The 16,886-nt window shown below is 70.6% G+C and carries 14 protein-coding genes and 1 pseudogene; 8 read left to right on the top strand and 7 right to left on the bottom strand.

Translation table 11 applies throughout. From position 1 onward, the window contains the following. Positions 1-37: 37 nt before the first annotated feature. The 6 genes from KPB06_RS04590 to KPB06_RS04565 are packed head-to-tail and all read right to left on the bottom strand — an operon-like array spanning position 38 to position 7,490. A complete protein-coding gene (locus KPB06_RS04590) occupies positions 38-922 on the bottom strand; it encodes a polysaccharide deacetylase family protein (RefSeq protein WP_275905560.1) in 885 nt (294 codons plus the stop codon). Further along, complete coding sequence (locus KPB06_RS04585; RefSeq protein WP_275905561.1) at positions 919-3,387, bottom strand: MMPL family transporter; 2,469 nt, start codon at positions 3,385-3,387, stop codon at positions 919-921. The genes KPB06_RS04590 and KPB06_RS04585 overlap by 4 nt, the downstream gene beginning before the upstream one ends. After that, entirely contained in the window at positions 3,387-4,031 is a 645-nt protein-coding gene (locus tag KPB06_RS04580; RefSeq protein ID WP_275905562.1) for an outer membrane lipoprotein carrier protein LolA, read from the bottom strand. Before KPB06_RS04580 ends, KPB06_RS04585 begins: the two co-directional genes overlap by 1 nt. Beyond that, on the bottom strand, positions 4,028-5,005 hold the full coding sequence (locus tag KPB06_RS04575) for an LpxL/LpxP family acyltransferase (RefSeq protein ID WP_275905563.1): 978 nt from the start codon (positions 5,003-5,005) through the stop codon (positions 4,028-4,030). Before KPB06_RS04575 ends, KPB06_RS04580 begins: the two co-directional genes overlap by 4 nt. Further along, the gene (locus tag KPB06_RS04570; RefSeq protein WP_275905564.1) at positions 5,002-6,777 is read right to left on the bottom strand and encodes an acyl-CoA synthetase family protein; all 1,776 of its coding nucleotides are present in this window, start codon (positions 6,775-6,777) and stop codon (positions 5,002-5,004) included. The genes KPB06_RS04575 and KPB06_RS04570 overlap by 4 nt, the downstream gene beginning before the upstream one ends. A 59-nt stretch (positions 6,778-6,836) precedes the next feature. Beyond that, entirely contained in the window at positions 6,837-7,490 is a 654-nt protein-coding gene (locus KPB06_RS04565; RefSeq protein ID WP_059580746.1) for a COG4648 family protein, read from the bottom strand. A 546-nt stretch (positions 7,491-8,036) separates the two neighbouring features. Between KPB06_RS04565 and KPB06_RS04560 the strand changes: the two genes are divergently transcribed. The 8 genes and pseudogenes from KPB06_RS04560 (at position 8,037) to KPB06_RS04525 (ending at position 15,628) form a co-directional block, all read left to right on the top strand. Then, positions 8,037-8,321, top strand: coding sequence for a phosphopantetheine-binding protein (locus KPB06_RS04560; protein WP_081066508.1), 285 nt, complete (start codon positions 8,037-8,039; stop codon positions 8,319-8,321). A 136-nt stretch (positions 8,322-8,457) separates the two neighbouring features. After that, positions 8,458-9,174 carry a 3-oxoacyl-ACP reductase FabG gene (gene fabG / locus KPB06_RS04555; RefSeq protein ID WP_060966656.1) on the top strand — a complete coding sequence of 239 codons (717 nt, stop codon included), beginning with the start codon at positions 8,458-8,460 and terminating at the stop codon, positions 9,172-9,174. 104 nt (positions 9,175-9,278) lie between these two features. Then, positions 9,279-10,520, top strand: coding sequence for a chorismate transformation FkbO/Hyg5 family protein (locus tag KPB06_RS04550; protein WP_275905565.1), 1,242 nt, complete (start codon positions 9,279-9,281; stop codon positions 10,518-10,520). Positions 10,521-10,645: 125 nt separating this feature from the next. Then, complete coding sequence (locus KPB06_RS04545) at positions 10,646-11,428, top strand: glycosyltransferase family 2 protein (RefSeq protein WP_059580754.1); 783 nt, start codon at positions 10,646-10,648, stop codon at positions 11,426-11,428. Positions 11,429-11,630: 202 nt separating this feature from the next. After that, positions 11,631-12,392, top strand: coding sequence for a metalloprotease LoiP (gene loiP / locus KPB06_RS04540; RefSeq protein WP_059637939.1), 762 nt, complete (start codon positions 11,631-11,633; stop codon positions 12,390-12,392). 130 nt (positions 12,393-12,522) lie between these two features. Next, positions 12,523-12,887: pseudogene (locus KPB06_RS04535) on the top strand (hypothetical protein); the annotation flags it as partial. A gap of 99 nt (positions 12,888-12,986) precedes the next feature. After that, positions 12,987-14,609, top strand: coding sequence for a phospholipase D family protein (locus KPB06_RS04530; protein ID WP_275905566.1), 1,623 nt, complete (start codon positions 12,987-12,989; stop codon positions 14,607-14,609). A gap of 245 nt (positions 14,610-14,854) precedes the next feature. After that, positions 14,855-15,628 (top strand): class II aldolase/adducin family protein, encoded by a 774-nt coding sequence (locus KPB06_RS04525; protein ID WP_124659455.1) that lies wholly within the window; start codon positions 14,855-14,857, stop codon positions 15,626-15,628. Between the two features lie 31 nt (positions 15,629-15,659). Here the strand turns inward: KPB06_RS04525 and KPB06_RS04520 are convergent, their stop codons facing one another. Continuing rightward, positions 15,660-16,661, bottom strand: coding sequence for a hypothetical protein (locus KPB06_RS04520; RefSeq protein WP_124659456.1), 1,002 nt, complete (start codon positions 16,659-16,661; stop codon positions 15,660-15,662). Positions 16,662-16,886 lie beyond the last annotated feature (225 nt).

Raw genomic sequence — 16,886 nt, 5'->3', positions numbered from 1 at the left:
GGCGCTGCAGCAGGGCTGGCACGCGCGCCGTTCGAGGTCAGATCTTATCAAACGGGGGTGCCGGAACGCCCGGCTGGCCGGGCGGTTCGGGCGCGAGCGCCGCGCGCAAGGTGGTCCAGTGCAGTTGCGCGTTGGCGGCTACGCGCAGCACCGCGGGCAGCACGTCGAGCACGACCGGTTCGCCGCGCGCATCGCGCGCCGCGTGACCGTCGTGCACGAGCAGGATGTCGCGCGCATCGAGCCCGTGCAGCAGGCGGCGCGTGACGGTCGCGGCGTCGCGCGCACGCGTGTCGAAGCCGCGCCGCGTCCAGCTCGCGAGTTGCAGGCCGAATTCGCACAGCACGGGTTCGAGAAACGGATTGCGCAGGCCGGCCGGCGCGCGGAAGAACAGCGGGCGCGTGCCGGCGATGTCGGTCAGCGTCTGCTGCGCGGCGGCGATTTCGCGCCGCAGCGCAGCCGGCCCCGATAGCGAGAAGGTATGGCGGTGCCGCTGGCTGTGGTTCTCCACCGCATGGCCGCGCGCGACGATCGCCTCGATCCACCGCGGATGACGGCGCGCGAGATCGCCGATGCAGAAGAACGTCGCGCGCGCGTCGTAACGGTCGAGCAGGTCGAGCACGCGCGGCGTGACGTCCGGGTCCGGGCCGTCGTCGATCGTCAGCGCGATGCGGCGGCCCGCGCCGGCCGGCAGGCGCGTCCAGTTCGGGCCGAGCAGCGTGCTGCGCGGCCACAGGCCGGCCGCGGTCAGCGCGAGATGCGACGCGGCCACGCCGCCGACGGCCCACGGCCACGCGGCTGGTTGCGCGATCATGGCGGCGGCCGCGCCCGCGTGCAGCGCGGCGGCGCCCGCGATCAGCGGCGTCGGCTTCCAGCGGCGCGCGTCGCCGGTATCGCGCGGGGGGATGAAAGGCGGCACGTTCATGCGCGGCCTCCTTGCTGGTGATTGCCGACCACCGCCGCGGCGCGCGGCGCGAGAATCGCCGCGAACGCGAGCGCGAGCATCGCGCCGGGGCCGACGGTCAGCCCGAAGGTTTCGAGCAGCGGCACGCGCGACAGCGCGAGCAGCCCGAAGCCGGCGACCGTCGCGAGGTTCGCGATCAGCAGCGACACCAGCGTGTACGGCGTGACGGGCTGCGTGTCGCCGCGCCGGCAGAAGAACAGCGCGTAGTTCGAGCCGACCGCGACGATCAGCAGCATCCCGACGAGGTGCAGGATCGTCAGTTGCACGCCGGCGAGCGCGAAACCGGCCGTCACGACCAGCACGGCCGCGACGAGCGGGGCGAGGGCGCGCGCGGCGAGCCGGGGCGAGCGCAGCGCGATCAGCAGCAGCACGGCGATCGCGGCGAATCCCGCGAGCGACAGCCGGACGTCTTCCTGCACGTAGCTCACGTACAGCCGATCGGCTTCGGCCTTCATGTCGACGAACAGCGCATCGGGCACGCCCGCGCGCGCGACGGCGGCGCGAATCCGCGCGGTGTCGACGCTCGGCGCCGGCTGCGCGGTGCGCGCGGCGTCCGGCGCACGCAGCGGCAGCATCGCGCTCCAGCGGCCGTCGCGTTCGGTCAGCAGCGCGTCGACGGCGAGCGCCATCGACGTGCCGCGCAGGTCCGCGCGCGTCAACGGCGGCGCGCGACGCGCGGCGTCGACGTCGGCGACGAACGGCGCGAACAGGTCGGGTTTCACCGCGATCGGCTGGTTCGAGACGGCAACGCGCATCCGTTCGGCGAGTACGTTCGCATCCGGCAGGCTCGCCTGGCGTGCGCGCTGCGCGGCGTCGCTCGGCAGGTAGCGTGCAGGGTTGTCGAAACCGCCGAGCGTGCCGCGGTCGACGAGCGGCTGCAATTGCGCGGCCACTTTTTCCGCGCGTTCGAGTGCGGCCTGTTCGGTCGGCGCGGCAATCACGACGAGGTAGCGCACGTCGGGCGCGCCGACGTCGGCGCGCAGCCGTGCGTCAAGCGCCTGCGCCTGTGCCGGCACGGGGCTGAGCGCGGCGAGCTCGCGGCTCCACAGGCTGCCGCGATGCAGCGCGAGGGTCGCGCACGCGGCGACCACGAGCGCCGCGAGCGGCCAGCGCAGCCGCGGCGCGGCGTCGGCCGCGCGCGCGAGCACGGCGCCGACGCGCGATACGTCGCGAATCGCGACATGCTCGCCGCGCAGGTGCGGCAGCACGAAGCGCGTGACGAGCGCGGCGGCCGTCAGCCCGACGATCGAATAGAGCCCGAGTTGCACGAGGCCCGGGAATCCGGAGAACAGCATCGACGCGAACCCGCACACCGACGTCAGCACGCCGAGCCGGATCGTCGGCCAGTACGCGGCGACCCACGCGCGCGTAGCGTCGGCCGGGCGCGCGGCGCCGCGCGTGCCGACCGGTGCCGATTGCACGAACAGGTAGATCGAATAGTCGACGGCTTCGCCGATCAGCGTCGTGCCGAACCCGAGCGTCAGCCCGTGGACCGTGCCGAACGCGACGCTGACCGCCGCGATTCCGGCCGCGACGCCCGTCAGCACCGGCAGCAAGCCGAGCGCGAGCGTGCGCGGCGAACGGTAGAGCGTGAGCAGCAGCGCGACGATCAGCACGACGCTCGCCGTCGACAGCCGCTCGACGTCGTGCCGGATCGTGTCGCGCGTGTCGACCGAGAACACGCTGGGGCCCGTCATCGCGAGCGTCGCCGCGTTCGCATTCGGCACGGCCCGCGTCGCGGCCGCAAACGCGCGGCGCACGGCGTCGATCGCGCGGGCCTGCGCATCGGTATCGGAGCCGGCGGCGGCCGTCTGCACGACCAGTACCGCGCGCGTGCCGTCGCGCGACGCCCACACGCCGTCGCGGCTCGCGGGCTCGGCCGCGCCGTCGAGGCCGTCGACGAGCGCGGCGACTTCGCCGGTCGGATCGCGCGGCAGCATCGCCTTCGCGACGAGGCCGGCCGACGAACTCAGCAGGTCGAGGCTGTCGCCGAGCGCCTGGTGCAGGCCGTCGGCGCTGAAGCGCTGCGGCGTGACGGCCGGGCTCAGCAGATAGCGGTGATCGAAGATGAACTGCCGGTCGCGCGCGTCGTTCGCGGCTTCGCCGTTGTGAACGGCCGCGAACCGCGGATCGGCGCGCAGCGTGCCGGCGACGCGCCGCGACAGCGCGGCGCGCGTGGCCGCATCGCCGCCGTCGATCGCGACGAGGATCAGGCGCGACACGATGCCGTCGCGCAACTGGTCGACGAGCACGCGCTGCCCGGCGCTCGGCGCGTTCGGCAGGAACGCGGACAGGTCGGCCGTGAAGTGCGCGCGCCCGATCGCGACGCCGCACGCGACGAGCGCGAGCAGCCACACGAGCACCGCGCGCTGCCGCCATGCGGGCACGCGGCGGGCGACGGGGGAGGGGCGCATGCGATCGTCCATCAGTTCGCGTTCGCCGCGGCGGGTTGCAAGCGCATCACCGAACGATCGCCGTCGGCCTGCCGGATCGTGACGCCGCGCAACGTGTCGCGCGTGCCGTCGAGCGTGATCGTGCTGACGACCTTCAGCATCCGCGAGTCGAGCGGCGTGAGCGTCATCGTCCAGTCGTCGCCGCGCCCGGACAGCGCGACCTTGTACACCCGTTCGAGCGCGAAGCGGTTGCCGGCGAGCGTCGCGCGGATGCTGTCGATGAACGCGCCGAGCTCCGGATAGCGCGCGAGCGCGAGCGTGTACTTGCGGTCGTTGCGCTCGACGGTGAGCATGTCGCCGTCGACGACGAGGTGCTCGGGCTTCGGGCTCAGCGTGTGCTTTTCCAGATGATCGGGCGCGACGAACACCAGTTCACCCGACGATTCGACCGGCTGCGTGGCGATCGACAGGTGCTTCGTCTCGGTAAAGGTCGCGCGGCCCGACTTGTGCTGCGCGAGCGTCGACATCAGCCGGTCGAGGGTCCAGGCCGAACCGGCATCGGCCGCGTGCGCAGGCACGGCCAGCGCGGTCGCGGCGGCGCTGGCGGCGAGCACGCGGGCGATGCGCGCGGCCATGGGCAACGAGAACGGGAACAGGCAGCGGCGAGCGGCGGTCATGCGTCGGAATCCCTCGTGGCGGGCAGGTCGACGCCGGCGCGCACCGGCTCGCGGCGCGCCGGCGCGGCGTCGCCGCCTTGCCAGAAATCGAAATAGTTGAACCAGTTGTACGGCGCCGCGCGGCAGTACCTGTCGAGCAGCGCGACGTAGCGCGCGAGCGCCGCGTCGACCGCCGCCGCGCGCGTATCGCGCCGCACGTTGGAAAAATCGGCGAGCGTCTCGAAGTGCACGTCGTAGCGGTTGCCGTCGCGATAGAGGCCCGTCATGAAGATCACCGGGCGCTTGAGCATCGCGGCCATGTAAAGCGGGCCGAGCGGGAACGCGGCCGGCGCGCCGAGCAGCGGCAGGCGCCGCAGCGACGCGGCCGCATCGTCGAGCAGCGTGCGGTCGGCGAGCATGCCGACCATGCAATTCGCGTCGAGGCGCTCGCGCACCTTCAGCATCGAGTCGACCTGCCCGAGCGGAATCACTTCCGGCTGCGCGGCCGGGTTCACCGCCGCGAGCGTCGCGTTGATCTTGCGCGCGTTCTGCTCGTACATCGTGACGACCACGCGCAGGTCCGGGCGCGTGCGGCCGATCGCGCGCACGACCTCGAAGCTGCCGAGGTGCGCGCCCATCAGGAACGCGCCGCGTCCGCCCGCGAGCGCAGCGTCGACGAGCGTTTCGCCGTGCAGCCGGATGTCGAACAGGTCGAAGCGCCCGTTCATCAGGTACACGCGATCGTGGATCGTCGCCGCGAACGTGAACACGTGCCGGTACACGTCGCGCCAGCGCACGGGGCGGCCGAGCACGCGGCGCAGGTAGTCGCGCGACGCCGCGCACGCGGCCGGCGAGAACAGCACGAAATACGTCGCGATCAGGTGCAGCACGATGCGCGCGCGCCGCCGGCCGAAGCGCAGCGAGATCCACGTCATCGCGCGCAGCAAGCCCGCGTTGCTGCGCTCCTGACGCTCGGCCCACGCGGTGCGCTTCATGGCTGCGCGCCATCCCGCGCGGCCGGTGGCGCGGACAGCACGCCGGTCGCGACCTCGCGCGACCCGGCGCGCACCGTGAAGCGGATCGCGCCGCCGGCCGCGGCGTCGTACGCGAGATCGAGCGGTTCGCCGGGCGCGACCGGGCTCAGGAATTTCGCGGCGCCGAGCCGCCACGCGTGCAGCGGACGGTTCAGCGCCGCGCCGATCGCATGGATCGCGTGATCGAGCAGCACGACGCCCGGCACGACCGGATGGCCGGGAAAGTGGCCGGGCAGTGCGGGATGGTCGGCGGCAATCGTGAACGCGAGCGAGGGCGACGGCGTGCCGGCCGGGTCGCCCTCGGCCGGCGGACCGACCGTCGTGGCCGTCGCGGCCGCGGCGCGCGCATGGTGCGCGACGAGCGCGGCCAGCACGTCGCGCGGCAGCTTGCCCGTTTCGTTGCGCGGCAGCGCATCGACGAACACGAGCGGGCGCGGCATGAACGCGGGGTCGATTCGCTCGCGCAGCGCGCGTTGCAGATCGGCGGCCGCGAGCGTCGGCGCGACGACCAGCGCGACGAGCCGCGTGACCGGTTCGAGCGCCGTGTCGCCACGCGCGGGCGCGGCTTCGTCGGGCATGAAGAACACGCCGTCGACCACTTGGGGGATCGCGTTGAGCTGATGATTTAGATATGCGAGCGACGTGCGCTTGCCGGCGATGTTGACGAGGTCGGCCTTGCGGCCGTGCAGCAGGAACCGGCCGTCGCCGAGCAGCTCGAGCGCGTCGCCCATCGGCACGGGCGCCTCGACGTGCCCGCCCGATACCCAGACCGTCGGCCCGCTGTCGCCGCCGGCCGGATCGTCGCGTGCGTCGCGCGCGTCGAGCCGGATGCCCGGGAACGGGTCCCACGCCGCGCCTTGCGACGTGCGACGGGTCGCGATCTGGCCCGTCTCGGTGCTGCCGTAGATCTCGACGAGCGGCGCGTCGAGCGCGGCCTCGGCTTCGCTCGCGAGCTTTTCCGACAGCGGCGCGGTGGCCGACAGCACCAGCGCCGCGCGCGGCAGCCCATGACCGGCCGCCAGCAGCGCACGCAGGTGGATCGGCGACGTGACGAGCACGCGCGGCTGCGGGATCGCGTCGAGCTCGTCGCGAATGTCGCCCGGGTAGAACGGCTGGCGGTTGCTGAACGCGAGGCCGCCGATCAACGCGAGCAGCACCGTCGACTCGAAGCCGTACATGTGCTGCGCGGGCACCGTGCCGATCAGCGTGGCCGCGCGGCCGTCGAGCAGCCCGAGGCGCTCGGCCGCCGCGCGCACGCAGCCGACCAGGAAGCCCCAGGTCTTGCGGTGCGGCACCGGCGCGCCGGTCGAGCCGGACGTGAACACGTAGGCCATGATCCGCGCCGCGTCGATCTGCGGCACGGCGAACGGCGCGTCGCTCGTGCATTCGCCGGGCGCGGCGTCGGGATACGCGAAGCGCGGCAGGTCGATCGCGCAGTCGGGCGCATCGTGCAGGCAGAACGCGTCGGGCGCGAACGACGCGAGCTGGCGGACCATTTCCGGCGTATGCGTCGACGGCAGCAGGCTGATCCTGCCGGCGACGAGCGCCGCGCACAGGCTGACCGCGAAGCGATAGCGGTCGCGGCACACGTTGAACACGTGGCCGCCGGCGGGCAGCGCGGCGGCCACGCGCGCGACGTCGGCGACGAAGGCGCGCACGGCGACGGGCGAGCCGTCGCGCCAGGCGATCGTCTGGTCGGGCGAGGCATGGAATACCAGCGGGTGAGTCGGCATAAATCGGTCATGACGGGAACGAAGGCCGGCGCGGCCGTGAAGCCGCGCCGGCCATGAATTCATCGCGAGGCCTGCGACGCGTGGGTCGACGCGCGATACGCGCGCACCGCGTCGACCATCCGCGGCCGCGGCTCGTGCGGCAGCGCGAAACGCCGGCATGCATGCTCGGCGGCGAACATCACGGCGACGAGCGGCAGCGACAGATAGTTCGCGAACGTCGACCACGTGACGATCGGCGCGGTCGCGAACAGCAGCGTCGACACGGCGGCGGTCGCGACGAAGAACAGCGTCCACGCGAGCGTGATCCGCCGCGTGTAGCGCGCGACGGCCGGCGTGACGGCGCCGTGGATCATCGCCGCGAAGCGCGTGCACAGCGGCACCTGGCCGGCCACGAGCGTGCGGCCGAACAGCAGCGCCATCGCGACGTTGAAGCTCGCGTGTTCCAGATACAGGCCCCATTCGAAGTGCCGCGCGAGCGGCGCGCGCGCGACCCACAGCGCGGCGGCGGCCAGCAGCCATGCCGGCACGAGCCATGCGCGCCGCGGCGAGCGCAGCGCCGCGCCCAGCGCGAGCAGCAGCGGCGGCACGAGCGCCATCGCGAGGCCGAAGCCGTGCGCGCCGGGTGTCGCGCTCGCGTAGTGCGCGCCCACCTGGTAGGCGGCCACGGCCCCGGCCGCCGCAATGCCGCGCACGACGGGCAGCAGGCGGCTCATCGGCGGCCTCCGCGCGCGCCGGGTGTGCACCGGCCGGCGGCCGGATGGCGGCGGCGGACGGGCGGGCGAACCGGAACGGGGCACAAGAGCGGACGCGGCATGACTGGAGACATCGGGTGGATCGTCGGCGGACGCGCGGTCGGGCCGTCAAACATCGTATGAATGGCGGCCGGGACGCGGGTCCGGGCCGGTGGTCGGGCACGCCCATTTTAGGGCCGCGGCAGCGCCGGTTCGGGGCGGCCGCGACCGGCTTTTGTAACCGATTGTATGGCGCGGGACGAATGGTTTCGCGGGGTCGGTGCATTTCCATCCAAAGCGGCTCAAGCGTCTCGTGCATTCGCGGCCGAAACGGGCCGCGGCGGCGGCTCGCCAGTCTTGTAACCATTCGCGGTATACGCCCCGATACCCTTCGTCTAGAATCCGCGTAACTTTTACAAACGATCCCCAAACGACGCAGGCGGGGAAGCCGGCAGAGGCCGGAGGGACGGAGATTCGCACGCGCCGGGCGTGCACGACGGTTGCCGTTTCCGGGCGCCTCCCGCTGCCATGGGCCGCCTGCACGCACGCATGATGAACGCACTGGAACAAGAGCTCGCCACGCTGATCATCGGCGAACTGAATCTCGAAGACGTCTCGCTCGATACAGTGACGGCCGACACGCCGCTGTATGGCGAAGGTTTCGGGCTCGACTCCATCGACATTCTGGAAATCGCGCTGCTGATTTCGAAGCAATACGGCTTCGAGCTGCGCTCGGACAATCCGGACAACCAAAAGATCTTTGCGACGCTCGGCGCGCTGGCGGCCTACGTCGCCGCGCATCGCACGAAGTGACGGTGTCGCGCAGCGGAGTAGCGAACGGACGTAGCGCAGCGCGCGGCGCAACGATGAAGACGGCACGCGGCGGCGCTCGGCGGACGATGCGCGGCTGCGTCGATCGAGGTGAAAACGCGATGAACGGAGCCATTCGATGCGGGCGCTCGTGACGGGCGGCAGCGGCGCGCTCGGGCAGGCGATCTGCACGGCGCTCGCGCAGGCGGGCCATGAAGTGTGGGTGCATGCGAACCGCCATCTCGCGCACGCGCAGGCGGTCGCGCAGCAGATCGTCGCGGCCGGCGGCGCCGCGCACGCGATCGCGTTCGACGTGACCGATGCCGACGCGACGCTCGCCGCGCTGAAGCCGTTCATCGACGAGGCGCCGGTGCAGATCCTCGTCAACAACGCGGGCATCCACGACGACGCGCCGATGGCCGGCATGTCGCGCCAGCAGTGGCGCAGCGTGATCGACGTGACGCTCAACGGCTTTTTCAACGTCACGCAGCCGCTGCTGCTGCCGATGATCCGCACGCGGCACGGACGGATCGTCAACATCGCATCGGTGGCCGGCGTGACCGGCAATCGCGGGCAGGCCAACTACGCGGCGGCGAAGGCGGGGCTGATCGGCGCGACGAAGTCGCTGTCGCTGGAGCTCGCGTCGCGCGGCATCACCGTGAACGCGGTGGCGCCCGGCATCATCGCGTCGCCGATGGCCGAACAGGCGTTTCCCGCCGAACGCATCAAGCAGCTCGTGCCCGCGCAGCGCGCGGGCCGGCCCGACGAAGTCGCGGCGATGGTCGCGTATCTGGTATCCGACGCCGCGGCTTATGTGACGGGGCAGGTGTTGTCCGTCAACGGCGGGCTCGCATGACGCGGCGTGTCGCGTTGGCCTGACCGCATTGGTCTGACGTAATGCACCGCGGTGCAGGGCCGCGTCGTCGTTCGGCCTGCGCCCCCCATAGTGAGGAAATCGAAGTGTCCGTGCAACCAGTCGACGCCGAACGGCACCCGTGTTCGCCGTCCCCCGCCGCCGCGCCGTTCGCGCACGGCGGCGACCGCGCGCTGCGGCTCGTCCAGATGAGCGATGCGCGGCTCGTCGCGCTGCTGCACGATGCGCGCGGCCGTGGCGACGCACTCGATCGCGTGTTTCCCGGCGCGCTGGGCGCGGTATGCATCGGCGCGGCGGGCACACCGGACGAATCGTGCGCGCAGGCGCTGGCGCGGATGCTGACCGATGTTGCGCCCGGCTTGCCGGTCGCGCCGGTGCAGATGGCGCTGCTCGGCGCCGAAGTCGCGCCGGGCGATGCCGTCTGCGAACTCTGGCAATGCGACGCGCACGACCTGCGCAGCGAACGGCGCGGTGCGCTGCACTACCGCTACAGCGAAGCGGCTGGGCTCGTGTTCGGCAGCCTCGTCGTGCACGAGACGGACGCGGCGTACGACGCGCCGCGCGACGGCGGCACGCCGCTCGAACGCGCGACGTTCGATGCGTACCGCGCGCTGTTCGGCCTGCTCGATACGCTCGGCATGCCGCATCCGCTGCGGATCTGGAACACGGTGCCGGCGATCAATGCGGTGCAGTTCGGGATCGAGCGCTATCGTCAGTTCAATATCGGCCGTCAGCACGCGTTCGATGCGTGCCGGCGCGCATTGACGGGCGGCGTGCCGGCCGCATGCGCGCTCGGCTCGGTCGTGCCGGTCGCGGGCGATGCGCCGCCGGCCGCGCCGCTCGCGATTCATTTCCTCGCGAGCCGTACGCCGGCCGATGCCGTCGAGAATCCGCGCCAGGTCAGCGCGTATCACTATCCGGCGCAGTACGGCCCGCGTGCGCCGACGTTCGCACGCGCCGCCGCATGGGCCGATGGCGATGCGGCGCCGGTGCTGTTCGTATCGGGCACCGCGAGCATCGTCGGGCATCGCACCGTGCATCGCGGCGACGTCGTCGCGCAGACGCGCGAGACGGTCGCGAATCTCGCGGCGGTGCTCGAGCAGGCCGCGCGGCAGGGGCACGGCCCGTACTCGCTCGCCGACCTCGGCTATCGCGTCTACGTGCGCGACGCCGGCGACACCGCGGCGCTGGCCGAGATCGACCGCGTGCTGCGCGATGCGGCCGGTTCTCACGTGCGGCCGCTGTTCGTGCATGCGCACGTGTGTCGCGACGACCTGCTGGTCGAGATCGAGGCCAGCGCCGGTCATGCGATGGAGTGGCTGCCATGAAGCGCGAGAGCCTCGCGATCCGGCAACCGGCCCGGCCTGCAACCGAGGTCGACGACGCGTGCGAGCGTTCGTCGGCAAGTCATACACTTTTGTCCGGATCCCCGTCTTCGTCATCGGCTGTTCCCATGTCCAGGCTGCACGCGTCGTCCACCCATCTCGTCCTGATTCCGAGCTACAACCCGGGCGCCAAGGTCGACACGACCGTGCGCAATGCACGCGCGCAGTGGAACCCGGTGTGGGTCGTCGTCGACGGCAGCACCGACGGCAGCGCCGAACGGCTGCAGGCGATGGCCGAGCGCGATCCCGGCTTGCGCGTGATCGTACTGCCGGAGAATCGCGGCAAGGGCGCCGCGGTGCTCGCGGGCCTCGACGCGGCGGCCGCGAGCGGCTTCACGCACGTGCTGACGATGGATTCCGACGGCCAGCATCCGGCCGACCTGATTCCCGCTTTCATGGCGGCATCGCAGGCCGCGCCCGACGCGATGGTGCTCGGCGTGCCGAAGTTCGACGCGAGCGCGCCGCAGTTGCGCGTGCAGGGGCGCCGGCTGTCGAACGCGTGGGCCGACCTCGAGACGCTTTGGGCCGGCATCGGCGATTCGCTGTACGGCTTTCGCGTGTATCCGGTCGCGCCGCTGGCGGCGATCATGCGGCGCCAGCCGTGGATGCGCGGCTTCGACTTCGATCCCGAAGCGGCCGTGCGGCTGTGCTGGGCCGGCGTGCGTCCGATCCGCATCGACGCGCCGGTGCGCTATTTCGGCCGGCACGAAGGCGGCGTGTCGCACTTTCACTACGGTCGCGACAACGCGCTGCTCGCGTGGATGCACTTGCGTCTTTTCACCGGCTTCGCGGTGAGGCTGCCGATGCTGGTCGCCCGCCGCCTGACGCGCCGCCGCGGCCAGACGGCCTGAGCGACACCGTTTCCGGCTTCCGTTCCGGCCGTCGCCCGAGCGCGACGATTGCGGCGCTTTTTGTCGTCAATTCGACCATGTTTTGACACTTATTTTCAATCTACCGAGTAATCGACATGTCATGTGATGTAAACATCTGGTAATTTTCCGCCGGATTATGCAAAATCGCCGCTCCCAAATACAACTATCGAGGGATTCCGGGATGCAACTCAAGAAAGCGGTGGCGGCGTGTGGCGTGGCGTTTCTGTTGAGCGCGTGCGGCGGGGTACAGAACCTTGACGCGAACAGCCTGACGTCGGCGGGGACCAATCTCTACAAGGCGGCGACGCTGTCGGACAGCGACATCGCCGCGCTGTCGAACGAGTCGTGCAAAGCGAGCGACGCCGAATCGAAGATCGCGCCGCCGAACAGCGCGTACGCGAAGCGCCTGACGAAGGTGATGAAGGGCTTCGGTGACATGACGCTGAACGGCCAGAAGATCAACTACAAGGTCTACCTGACCAAGGACGTCAACGCGTGGGCGATGGGCAACGGCTGCGTGCGCGTGTACAGCGGCCTGATGGACATGATGAACGACGACGAGCTGCGCGGCGTGATCGGCCATGAAATGGGCCACGTCGCACTCGGCCACTCGAAGAAGGCGATGCAGACGGCGTATGCGGTGAGCGCGGCGCGTACCGCGGCCGGCGCGGCTTCGCCGGGCGTGGCGGCGCTGACGAGCTCGCAGCTCGGCGACATCACCGAGAAGTTCATCAACGCGCAGTTCTCGCAGTCGCAGGAAAGCGCGGCCGACGACTACTCGTTCGACCTGATGAAGCAGAAGAACATGAGCCAGAAGGGCCTCGTCACCGCGTTCCAGAAGCTCGCGAAGCTCGACGGCGGCCAGAGCTCGATGATGAGCTCGCACCCGTCTTCGTCGAGCCGTGCGCAGCACATCGAGGATCGCATCGCGAAAGGTAGCTGATTCCGCAGCCGATCGCGCGGCGGATCGCCGGCCGTCCGCGCCGGCGATCGGCAAGCGACATGAAAAACCCCACGCTCGTTGTTCGGGCGTGGGGTTTTGTTTTTTCGGCCTGGCTGCCGCCGCTTGCGCGCTCGAAACCGCGCACGCGAACGGCGACGCGGCCGTCGCAGCCGCGACCGACGCGAAGCTGCACGAGGCGATCGCGCTCGCGTCGCGCAACACGATGTGCGTGCATCGACATACGGGCGTGGCGCGCATGCTGCGCGAGCACGTCGGATCGACATGGCCGGGATGACGATGGAGGACGAGCAGGCACCCGGGTTGCTGTCATTGCGGCACCCGGTCGTGTGCGGGGCGATTCGCACGCGCCGGCTCCAAGAGGCGCGCACCCGCGATGCAGACCATATCGACTACGTACGCAGCCATTTCGAACCGTGCGATGCACCGTCAGATGGGATGGAGCAACGGCGCGGCATGCTCGGTCCGCCCAATTGACCGGTTCGTCGGGCGCCCACTAGAATCGATCGGGACCGCCTGTCAGCCGCGCGCCGCGGCAATGACGTGCCCATTGATCCGACTGTCGAGGAAGCTTCCGTGCTCACGTCCTTGATCCGGCGCGCACCGGCCGCGCTGCCGTGGCGCGCCGCATGCCGCCAGGCCCGCGCGCTGATCGTCTGTGCGCTGCTGCCGCTCGCCGCGTGCGCGACGCATCCGCCCGCCACTTCGCTCGATCGCCCCGTCTCCCACGCGTTGCCGGCCGCTACCGCGACGCCGTTGCGCGATGCGCTGGCCGCGCCGGAGGCCGCGCATCCGGGGCAGTCGGGCTTCCGGCTGCTGGCCGACGGCGCCACCGCGTTGCAGATGCGCATCGCGCTCGCGCGTGCGGCGACGAAGACGCTCGACATGCAGTACTACATCGCGACCGAGGATACGACCGGCAAGCTGCTGCTCGGCGCGGCGCTGTACGCGGCCGATCGCGGCGTGCGCGTGCGGATGCTGGTCGACGACCTGAACTTCGACGATATCGACCGCGTGATGGCCGCGCTGAATACGCATTCGAACATCGAGATCCGCGTGTTCAACCCGTTCGGCGCATCGCAGCGCGGCATGGTCGAGCGTACGGCCAACTTCTTCACGCGGATCGACAGCTTCACGCGGCGGATGCACAACAAGGCGATGATCGCGGACAACCAGCTCGCGATCGTCGGCGGCCGCAATCTCGGCGACGAATACTTCAGTGCGAGCCCGACGCTGCAGTTCCGCGATCTCGACGTGCTGGCGGCCGGCCCCGTGACGCACGACATCTCGACGAGCTTCGACGAGTACTGGGCGAGCGCGAGCAGCTATCCGCTGCGCGTGCTCAATCATCAGACCTTCGATCCGAAGGATCTCGACGCGATGCGCGACGAACTGCGCGAGCACTGGCGCAAGAATGCCGATCCGTACAACGCGAAGCCGCTGAACGCGACGCCGCTCGCCCGGCAGATCGCGCGCGACGAACTCGAACTCGTGTGGGCGCCGGCCGAATTCAAGGTCGATGCGCCGACCAAGGTCGCGCGGCCGACCGGCACGTACGTGAGCCCGCCGATGCAGCGCCTGGCCGAGCTCACGCGCGGCGCGCGCAAGGAATTCCTCGCGTTCTCGCCGTACTTCGTGCCGCACGACGCCGGCGTGAAGATCCTCGGCGAGACGGCCGCGCGCGGCGTGCGCGTCGCGATCGTCACGAATTCGCTCGCGGCGACCGACGCGGTCGCGGTGCAGGCCGGCTATGCGCCGTATCGCGTGCCGTTGCTGCGGCGCGGCGTCGAGCTGTACGAATTCAAGTCGCAGCCGGATCAGCAGGCAGCGCGGCTGTTCGGCTCGCGCTCGCGTGCGAGCCTGCATGCGAAGGCATACGTGATCGACCGGCAGATTCTCGTGATCGGCTCGCTGAACCTCGACCCGCGCTCCGCGTACCTGAACACCGAGCTCGCGCTCGTGATCCACAGCCCGGTGCTCGCGCAGCAGGCCGCGGCGATTTTCGCGCGCGTGACGCAGCCGGACGAAAGCTACCGCGTCACGCTCGCGAAGGGGGCCGACGGCAGCCCGCCCGCGCTCGAATGGACGGGCACCGAGGGCGGCCGGACCACCACCTATCACGTCGACCCGCATGCGGGGCTGCTGCGCAACGTGATGACGGGCATCTTCACGCTGCTGCCGGTCGACGATCAGTTGTAAGGGCGGGAACGGCTCCGGCAAAACCCGCGATACCGGCGCGCGGGGAAAGATGATATGGTTGTGTGCGCAACGATATGTGAATCGTGAAGGGCGCCGGACCGCTCGCGCAATGCGGGCCGGAACGGTGCCGAACGACGTGCCGCCGCCCGTGCGGGATGCGCACCCTGCGCGGCGCCGGCAGACGATGGACGACGCGCACCGCCACTCGCGCGGGGCTGCGCGCCCCGCGCAACCGGAGTTCCCCCATGCAACGTGTACCGAGCCAGCCGTTCACGCGCCCCGCGCGCTTTTCCGAAGCCGAATGGCAGGCGCGGGTGCAGCTCGCGGCTGCCTACCGCATCTTCGACCACCTCGGCTGGACCGAGCTCATCTACAACCATATCTCGCTGCGCGTGCCGGGCGAGGACGGGCATTTCCTGATCAATCCGTTCGGGCTCCATTACCGCGAGGTGTGCGCATCGAACCTCGTGAAGATCGACATCGACGGCAATGTGATCGGTCATTCCGACTGGCCGATCAATCCGGCCGGGTTCACGTTCCACAGTGCGATCCATGCGGCGCTCCCCGATGCGCACTGCGTGATGCACGTGCACACGACGCCGACGATGGCCGTGTGCTGTTCGCGCGACGGGCTGTCGTTCTCGAATTTCTATGCCGCGCAGTTGTACGGTAAGGTCGCGTATCACGACTTCGAAGGCATCACCGTGCATCTCGAGGAAGGCCGGCGCATCGTCGACAGCGCGCTCGGGCGGCCCGTGCTGCTGCTGCGCAACCATGGGCCCGTGACGATCGGCGCGACGCTCGCGCAGACGTTTTCGCTGATGTGGCTGCTCAACCGCGCGTGCGAGGTGCAGGTCGCGACGCATGCGATCGGCGATGCGCTGCCGATTGCGCCGCCCGTGCTCGAAGGGTGCGTGCGCGATTCGCTGAATTTCGATCCGAAGCATGGCGCGGGGCAGGACGCGTTCGACGCGCTGCAGCGCATCGTCGACCGGATCGATCCGGGCTACCGCGCGTGACGGGGGCGGCGCGCGCGGCGAGTGCGCCCGCCTAGAACCGGTAGCCGAGGCCGGCCTGGATCACGTCGGTGTCGCGGTCGTAGCGCGTGACCACGCGGTTCCACGTGACGCGGGTGAGCCAGCGCTCGGAGATCCGGTAACTGGCCGAGATCGACACGATGCCGGAGAGGCGGCCGTCGCCGGGGCCCGGCTGGCCTTCGCGGTTGCGCTGGTTGACGGTGAAATAGGCGCCGGCGCCGGCCGCCAGCGTGACCTTGTCGTTCAGGAACGCGCGCGTGAGCCACAGCTGGGTGGCGACGCCGTTGCGTCGGACGGCCTGCTTCGCGCCTTCGTACATCCACGTCGCGCTCCAGTCGATCGAACGCGTGAGGCCGCGCCGGTATTCGAGGCTGCCGCCGAGCGTCGACGGCGACGAGCGGCTGTTGAGAATCGTCTCGCCGAGCATCGCCGTGATTTCGTTGTGCGTGACCCGGCCCGCGCGCGGCAGCGCGGTGTCGCGCGGGCCCGGCGTGTCGGGCGCATCGAGCTGATAGCCGACGCCGAACATCACCGCCGTCGTGTCGGGCCCGCCGAACACCTGCGCGCGGTTGACCTGAAGCTGCGCGATCCAGCGGTGCGACGTGTAGTACGCGGCGCGCACGCTCATCAGCACGCCCCAGCCGTGCGTATTCGAGTAACCGCGGCCTTCGGCGGCCGGCACCGTGTCGAAGTAGCGATACGGGCCCGCGCCGGCCGACAGCACCAGCCGGCGGCGATCGAGCGGCATGCGGCCCCAGAACTGCACGGCCTGGCCATCGCGGTGGTGATTCGGGATGTGCCCTTCGTTGTACCACGTGAAGCCGAGCGCGGTATGCGGGCTCAAGCCTTCCTGGTAATCGAACGCCCACGAATACGTGCGTTGGCCGCCGCCCCACAGCGGGCCGGTGAACAGCGAGAATTCCTGCGCGTCGGCGGGCGCGCCGTAGAGGGCGGCAGCGGAGCAGAGTCCCGCCAGCAGCGGGCGGGCGCGAACGGGGCGGGTCGGGCGGGGCATCGGGAGACGGGCCGGCACGGTCAACTTTCCAGTCACGACAACACGCGATCATTTTCCTGCGCGGGAAAACACGTGTCGACCCGGCTTCGCGCAATAACGTATTACACGTATCGTGACAACATGCGGGGTACGCGGTCGGGTCCCGGCGCGCGTCGGCATGCGCTTCGATCGCGGCGTTCGCGAGATGAAAAGCGATTCGTGATGCTTCGTATTCCGGAAAAAGAC

The sequence above is a fragment of the Burkholderia semiarida genome (genome assembly GCF_029268935.1).
GTDB lineage: Bacteria > Pseudomonadota > Gammaproteobacteria > Burkholderiales > Burkholderiaceae > Burkholderia > Burkholderia semiarida.
The sequence above is the reverse complement of the archived record's forward strand: the minus strand, read 5'-3'. Positions and strand labels throughout refer to the sequence as shown.